Source organism: Bifidobacterium sp. wkB338 (assembly GCF_003688325.1).
Lineage (GTDB): Bacteria > Actinomycetota > Actinomycetes > Actinomycetales > Bifidobacteriaceae > Bombiscardovia > Bombiscardovia polysaccharolytica.
This window is the reverse complement of record NZ_NPOR01000019.1, coordinates 1-7064: the sequence shown is the minus strand read 5'-3', so window position 1 is coordinate 7064 and position 7064 is coordinate 1. Positions and strand designations below refer to the sequence as shown.

Here is a 7064-nt window from a genome sequence, read left to right as displayed (position 1 = left end):
GACTAGAGGATGTAATGAACCAACCTATCGGGGGGCTATCCGGGGGTATGAAACGCAGGGTTGGCATCGCACAGGCCCTTATGGGCGACCCCCAGCTGCTGGTAGTCGACGAGCCCACAGCGGGGTTGGATCCCGAAGAGCGCATGCGGTTCCGCACACTCCTTGCCCAACTGGGACAGGATCGAACCGTTATCCTCTCCACCCACATACTCGATGATGTTGCACAAACCTGCCTTTGGGTGTGTGTATTACGTTGCGGACGCAACCAGTATGACGGGCCGACTGAGGGGCTGATCCATGAAGCTGCCGGTCACACCTGGGTCACGCCCCCCATCGTGGCCCCACCGGAAAATGCCACAATCATCAACGCGGAACCCACCCCACAGGGGACAAGATACCGCATAGTTACCGATACACCGCCGGCAGGCTCTGTAGAAACTGCGCCCAACCTTGAGGACGGATATATGGCTTTGGCCAGCGAGCGCTAGAAACCATCTCCAAGTATGAAAGAACGTCGATAATTATGAAACGAACCAAGCAGAGCCTTAGGACCCTTTTCCTTATATGCGCCACAATCATGCTGACAATAGGGGTTGTCGGCTGCACTGATGGCATGAGGCACCCTGAAGAATATTCCACTGATGGGAGCAATAAGGTTGCAGCTACCAGTAACCCGCAAACCATTTCCAAAGAAGATCTGCGTCACACCTGGCCTTTGAAGGTTGATGAGGGCACCGTGTCATGCAAGCTCAGCAAGCAGGGAGACCCCATCCTCCGCTTTACCACCTCAGATGGTGAACAGTACGCACTGAACCAGGTACAAGACAATGAGCATCTCAAAAGCATTGAGACACTAAAATCAGACAAGAGTAAGTCAGTAGGAACTCTGATGAGTTTCGCCTTCTCGGTCTGTGACGTCCCAAAATAAACCAGTTTTACAGAGCCCAAAAAGTGGCTAAACGGTGGGCAACAATAACAACAGGCCACCCAGGTTGACCGCGTGGAGAATATCCTCACATTGCATCGTCTGTCGTTGAGGTTATTCATTCGCAGCGTCAGGCGGATCCCGTTCAATATGGGCCAGTTGAGAAGGCAATTGCTCAAGAGTCGTCTGGGTAATCTGCCTCCCATAACTATCGATTTGCTCATCAATTGGTTTATAGAATCGCTCGATAAACTGCAAGACAGTACTTTTTCAGCACCAGACAGCCCTATAACTCACACATTCTGATTTCTGCGAACAGTTGCATTGCTGATCTTCTAGTCCCAGCTCTGACACAGCAGTCAACATGTCATCCGAATGGGGGACATAGATATAGCGACTGGGATGACATAAGAAGCGAGAATATCTTTTTACTCTCATGGTGTAGCGCCTCCAAAGCCGATTACGGCGATACCAGTTGCGCAAACACGAAAGAGAGACAGTATGCAAACTCGCGAAGTCGAGAGACAAGAAGACCCCTTGCCAGTGATCGGGACTTCACAACCTCCTATCAATCACAAAAAACTCAGCCTGATCATGATTGGACTTATTGTCGCCGTCTCTATGACCAACATAGATTCGACAATCGTCTCCTTATCGAGTCAGGCAGTCCAGTCAGGTCTGGGTCTGACCGCAAGCGGCATACAGTGGATTGTCAACGCCTACATGCTGGCTGCGGCCGCCACTTTCCCCATCTGCGGGCATCTGTCTGATCTAGCGGGCTACAAACGCATCATGCTTTCAGGTACATTCCTTTTTGGAACGGGCAGTTTATGTTGCGGACTTGTTCCTGCAAATTCACTCTCGCTGATGCTGATGATCTTTTCCCGAGCGCTCCAAGGCATTGGTTCAGCCATGATGTTCCCGGCCGCTATCGGTATTCTGTTCTCCTACTCGGCCGAAAACAGGAGGGCCGGAAACATGGCTCTGTTCTTCGCCATCACAGGAGCCATGACATGTTTGGGCCCCATTCTGGGCTCTTGGCTGATTCAATACTCCTGGCGCGACATCTTCTTTATCAATCTGCCTCTGGCTCTGGCGGCAATCGCCATGATCGTCTCGATGATTCCGAAGGACTCACCCACAACCGAACACGGCAGTCAGCATATTGATTGGGCTGGCGGCCTGGCCGTAGGACTCGCCATGATAGCTCTGATCGTGCCGATTCAACAGGGCAGCACCGTTGGCTGGTCGGATTGGCGCATTATTGCCAGTTTTGGTGCCAGCCTTGTGCTATTCCTGGTGTTCGGCTTCTGGGATTCGCACGTTGACAATCCAATCATTAAACTCAGAATCTTCCGCAACCCACCATTCGACATTTCCCAGCTCGCCATGTTGGTAGCCGCCGTGATCTTCCAACCCATCATGTACTTCCTCAGCGTCTATGGGCTCCTTGCACTCAACCGGTCAACATTGATGACCAGCCTATTCATCCTCTACTTTTTCTTAGGTTTCCTGGTTTCCGCCTTGTTAGGCGCCCAACTCTTCAACAGACATGGCATGAAACCGGTATTGCTGACTGCCGGCTTGATAGCCGCAACGGGTTTCTCCCTCATGTCGCTTACAGCCGGTTCACTCGATAAAGGACTGCCCTCCAATACCGTCTGGCTGTCACTTTCCATGGTGGTTGCGGGTGCAGGGATCGGATTCATGTTCTCGCCATCATCCACTGATGCGGTCAATCGGGCCATCAACGCCTCTTATGGCGAAGTCACTGCCATCAATCAGACCTTCAAAAACTTCGGCGGCGCCTTGGGCATGGCAATGCTTGGACCATTGTGCACCCATTATTTTGTCCTGGATATTCATAAGGCCTTGGGCAAGTACGGAGTAAGTGCTTCCCGAGCGCAAGCCATCGCAGATACTATTGGATCCGGAACTTCGGCAGGTGCTCAATCACAATTCGCCAGTATGCCCCGATCCATGCGGAATATGATCATGCCTCTGATCAGGGCTTCGTATGCCAGCGGCAGCAGTAAGGTCTTCCTAGCAATGGGTTGTCTGTCCTTGCTGTTCATTCCCTTGGCTCTCTTGTATCCCCGAAAAGGCAAGCAAATTTTCGCTGGTAAGACAATCAAAAACCAATGAAGATCCCGGTTTCGAGGCTCGGAAACAGGAAACCCGACGATTTCTACAGGCATTTTGGCAGTAGGGTGAATAAGTGTGCAAGTCATGGGAGACATGAGTGAAAATCACTGAGGGAATTAATCGAGAAAACCAACAGCAAGACCAGCTTTCAATGAATCTAAATGGTGATTGCGGCGACGGTCAACTTGACGCGACCGCAAGAACCGATGCCCAGCGTCGACGTCTTCATAACACCTGGAACTGGTATTTCATTGTGGAAGCAGGCTGCGTAGTAGGAGCCGATTGCTTCTTCTCGACTGCATCCATGACCTATAAACTTGTTTCAAGCTTTCTCATCCTATTGCCCTGCCTATTTTTCATGACCCTGGTTCTGCCTAGGGTATATGACAAGTCTGAAAGGTTTGATCGGCAAACGGCAGATCAGCCAATAAGCAAAACAGGAGCATATGGTTGGATTTTCGCTCTGCTGACGCTGGTCTGCCTGCCTATGGGCGCCTGGTTGGATGGTACCGCTATTCTGGCTCAGCTGTTTATCGTGCCACAACTCTTTATCGCTTTTGCCTACCTTCCTGCCCTGGGATTGGTAGGAGTCCTGAATATAGCCTATCTGGGCATGGTCTTGGCTGGAAAGAGATTTTTAAGCACTGATCTAACCGGCAATCTTATGCTCATGATTCTCGTAGTGGTATTCTCCGCAATGATTGGAAAGTCCTTTAATGTCCTGGCTTTGACCAACGGACATAATCAAATGCTGCTGGACAAAATGGAGTCTCAACAAGAGACGATTCGCAGACTCAGCAGAGCCGAAGGAGCGTCCATCGAGCGTGAACGTGTGGCCAACGAAATGCATGACACGATCGCCCAGTCTTTGACTTCCATTCTGGCCTTGGCCAGGGTAGCTCATGAAGAACTGATCGACGACATACCTGCAGCTCAGAAGCATTTGGAAATGATCGCCAGCACGTCGAAGGGTTCTTTGGATGACACCAGAAGAATGATTGCGGATTCGGCACCGGCTGATCTGGATGGCAGGGACCTGAAGACGGCCCTGGAGCGGACAGTGCATGCCACCGCAGCAAAGACAGGTTTTCAATCACAGTGTCGGATTCAACGAACCTTGCCGCCCTTGCCCAAGCAGACCGAGGTCAACCTGCTGCGTATAGTCCAGGAGTCCCTGACTAATATTTCCAAGCATGCCAATGCCCAGCATGTACAGGTGAGCTTGCTTTTGAAAGGGCAGGAACTGTTACAGCTTCGGATCAAGGATGATGGTCGTGGTTTTGATATTCAAAACTTGGATTTCCAGGAGATGGAAAAGGCCGGGCATGGCTATGGTCTGCGAGATATGGCCAAACGAGCTCAAGACGCGGGTGGGCGCTGTACGGTAACCTCCGTTCCCGGGCAAGGCACCTCCATAACTGTAAATATTCCTGTCGAAAGACCAAGTAACGCTATTCGACCAGATAAGGAGGAAAGATGATCCGACTTGTCATGGCCGACGACCACCCCATGGTTCGGGAGGGCATACGCAGCATGCTGAAACGCCATGCAGACCTTGAAGTGGTTGCCGAAGCATGTAATGGCGCCCAGGCCATAGAGGCTGTAGCGAAAACACGTCCGGATTTGTTGCTACTCGATCTGCGGATGCCTGATATGAACGGTCCTGAAATCACCCGGAAAGTGCTGGCTTCTTATCCCAAAACCAAGGTATTGATCCTGACCACTTATGATTCCGACCACGATATTCTGCCGGCCATAGAAGCCGGAGCCAATGGCTATCTGCTGAAAGACGTCGAACCTCATGTCTTGGCCCAAGCTATCCGTGACACTGTTGCAGGGTCCACTGTCCTGAATCCGACCGCCGCGGAAGCAGTCAGCAAGGCGCTGCGCCCAGCGACCAGACCAGCACTGTCCGAACAAGAGACGCGTGTGCTGCGCGAGGCCGCCAAAGGCATGACCAATCGGCAAATCGCAGAACACTTATACATCAGCGAGTCAACAGTGAAAACATACTTCAGTCGGATCTTCGCCAAATTGGAGGTCAGCGATCGCACGGCTGCAGTAGCGGAAGCCATCGAAACTCTAGGCCTAAGAGACATTTAAACGTTGCTCTTAGAATCAAATCATGACAGGGGAGGAGGGCTTGATCCTCGATCATTGACCGTGCGAGTTCAAATAAACTTCGGTCTGCCTTTTATCGACAGCCAAGGCAGCCGTAAGGGTAAGGGCCAGGCCTTCTGGAGTGTGAATCCTAGCTTCAAGCGAGTTCCACGGCTTACGTACTGGAGCTGATGTCGATCCCGGACGAAGGCGCTCACATGCATCCACAATCTTGCCGATCTGCTTTTCGGTGACTGCTACGCTCAGGCTTCCTATGGACTCCATTTCCGTGTCAGGGCTGCCAGCTTTGGGGCCACTCTTACGAATCAGCACATCCTGAAAGGCCCAGCGCCTCAAGTGAATCATCATGCCCGGCATGGTGTATAAATCGATAAAGCCCAATCCCTGCGTCCAGAAAACCTCTGATTCATCTAGATCGTCGCTATACAGGCACATGAACATGGGCATGAGATAGATGCCCCTATAAGGCTCCGGCGGTTCCGCATCCTTCCCCGGCTCCGGCACGGGACTTATGCCTGCACCTGCATAAGCAGTAGCTTTGGGCTGGTCATGGTTGTCCATGGCTACCTCGTTCCTTAGTTGAAGTGTTTTGAATTGGGTAGTCAAACAGAAAACGTGATACGTAGACGGAAGATACTGACTGCATCACTCCCATTTGACGGTTGCCGGATCTATCCCGTTTGCACGCGCTGCAGTTTCGATTGCAACCAGCATCCATTTCGCCAATCCAGGTTCCAGTTGTTCGTAATGGCGCCTGAAACGCGGGTCGGCCACATACATTCGCCCCAGAATGACATGCATGGACGGCGTCACATGGAACCATGACAAAGCCTGCCGATGCTCGTCAACCAGTTCGAGAACCTTATCTGATGTCGGAGCCAGACCTTTTCGTTTGGCTTGTGCAAGCTCACTTTCCACGTCTTTAAGCCGGGTCATGTCCTTTTTCTGTTCTTGTTCGGAGCGGGAAGCTTTTCGCTCCGCATACTCAAGCCACTGCCTGCTAGCACCCCAGCGTTCGTATGCTTCCGAAAAGTACTGATCCTCCTGATCGATCTTCGTAGGAGCTGAATCATTACCTGACCTTCCCTCGGCAAAGGCTATGAGTCGGCCCAGACGATCCGCAGCTTTCCTAAGATGCTGGATTTTCTCATCAATTCGCGAGCGCTGTCCCTGCAACTCGTCCAAAGCAAGCGGTGTCTTGCAATCGAGCAATGCCTTGATTTGTCTGGCATTGAATCCCATCTCCCTGTAGGTCACAATTCGCTCCAGCCGTGCGACGTCATCCCGCATATATTGCCGGTAATTCGACAGTCCACGAATGGGATAGATCAGTCCTTCCTCTTCCCAGTGGCGCAGCATTCTCCTACTGACCCCTGTAAGTTCAGACATCTGACCGATGCTCAAGCCGCTCTTGCTGCCTTCTCCGTCGGATTTGCTCTCTCGTGTCATGCCTTGACCCTAAACCCTGCCATCATGTCAAGGTCAAATCGGCATTCAGCCTGAGTCAGCTTTCAACTCCTGTCTTAGCCTCATGATGACAAGGCAATGCAAAGGTCTAATGAATTTGCGCGTGGTTCTGCTGATTAGCGAGATGTTTCACTGTTCACCCCTCGAACAAACGATACTTCAAGTTCGCCACTTCCCAAAGCAGATGGGTGCGGACAAATTGCTGTTTATATTGCTTTCAATTAATCAATGGTGACCAGTTGACGAATAAAAGCCGATTTATGTCATAAAGTGGATATATACTTTGCCTATACGAAGTTGTTGCTTATCTGTTGGAATTGCAGAAGGGGAAGAATGAAACAGGCGGTAGGAATCGATTTAGGCACCACGTATTCAGCAGTGGCCATTCTTTCTCCGGGGGGGGGGT

7 protein-coding genes are annotated in these 7064 nt (G+C 51.4%); 5 read left to right on the top strand and 2 right to left on the bottom strand.

Going from position 1 to position 7064, the window contains the following annotated elements; genetic code table 11:
* From CI603_RS04495 to CI603_RS04475, 5 genes are all read left to right on the top strand, one after another.
* The coding region (locus CI603_RS04495; RefSeq protein WP_121913209.1) for an ATP-binding cassette domain-containing protein at positions 1-488 on the top strand (488 nt) is incomplete at its 5' end.
* 35 nt (positions 489-523) lie between these two features.
* Positions 524-928, top strand: coding sequence for a superoxide dismutase (locus CI603_RS04490; protein ID WP_121913208.1), 405 nt, complete (start codon positions 524-526; stop codon positions 926-928).
* 498 nt (positions 929-1426) lie between these two features.
* Complete coding sequence (locus CI603_RS04485; RefSeq protein ID WP_121913207.1) at positions 1427-3070, top strand: MFS transporter; 1644 nt, start codon at positions 1427-1429, stop codon at positions 3068-3070.
* Between the two features lie 97 nt (positions 3071-3167).
* On the top strand, positions 3168-4550 hold the full coding sequence (locus tag CI603_RS04480; protein ID WP_147438281.1) for a sensor histidine kinase: 1383 nt from the start codon (positions 3168-3170) through the stop codon (positions 4548-4550).
* A complete protein-coding gene (locus CI603_RS04475) occupies positions 4547-5173 on the top strand; it encodes a response regulator transcription factor (RefSeq protein ID WP_121913205.1) in 627 nt (208 codons plus the stop codon). The genes CI603_RS04480 and CI603_RS04475 overlap by 4 nt, the downstream gene beginning before the upstream one ends.
* Positions 5174-5224: 51 nt before the next feature.
* Here CI603_RS04475 and CI603_RS04470 read toward each other — a convergent pair whose 3' ends face one another.
* A complete protein-coding gene (locus CI603_RS04470; protein ID WP_121913204.1) occupies positions 5225-5752 on the bottom strand; it encodes a VOC family protein in 528 nt (175 codons plus the stop codon).
* A gap of 84 nt (positions 5753-5836) precedes the next feature.
* Complete coding sequence (locus CI603_RS04465; protein ID WP_121913203.1) at positions 5837-6640, bottom strand: TipAS antibiotic-recognition domain-containing protein; 804 nt, start codon at positions 6638-6640, stop codon at positions 5837-5839.
* Positions 6641-7064 lie beyond the last annotated feature (424 nt).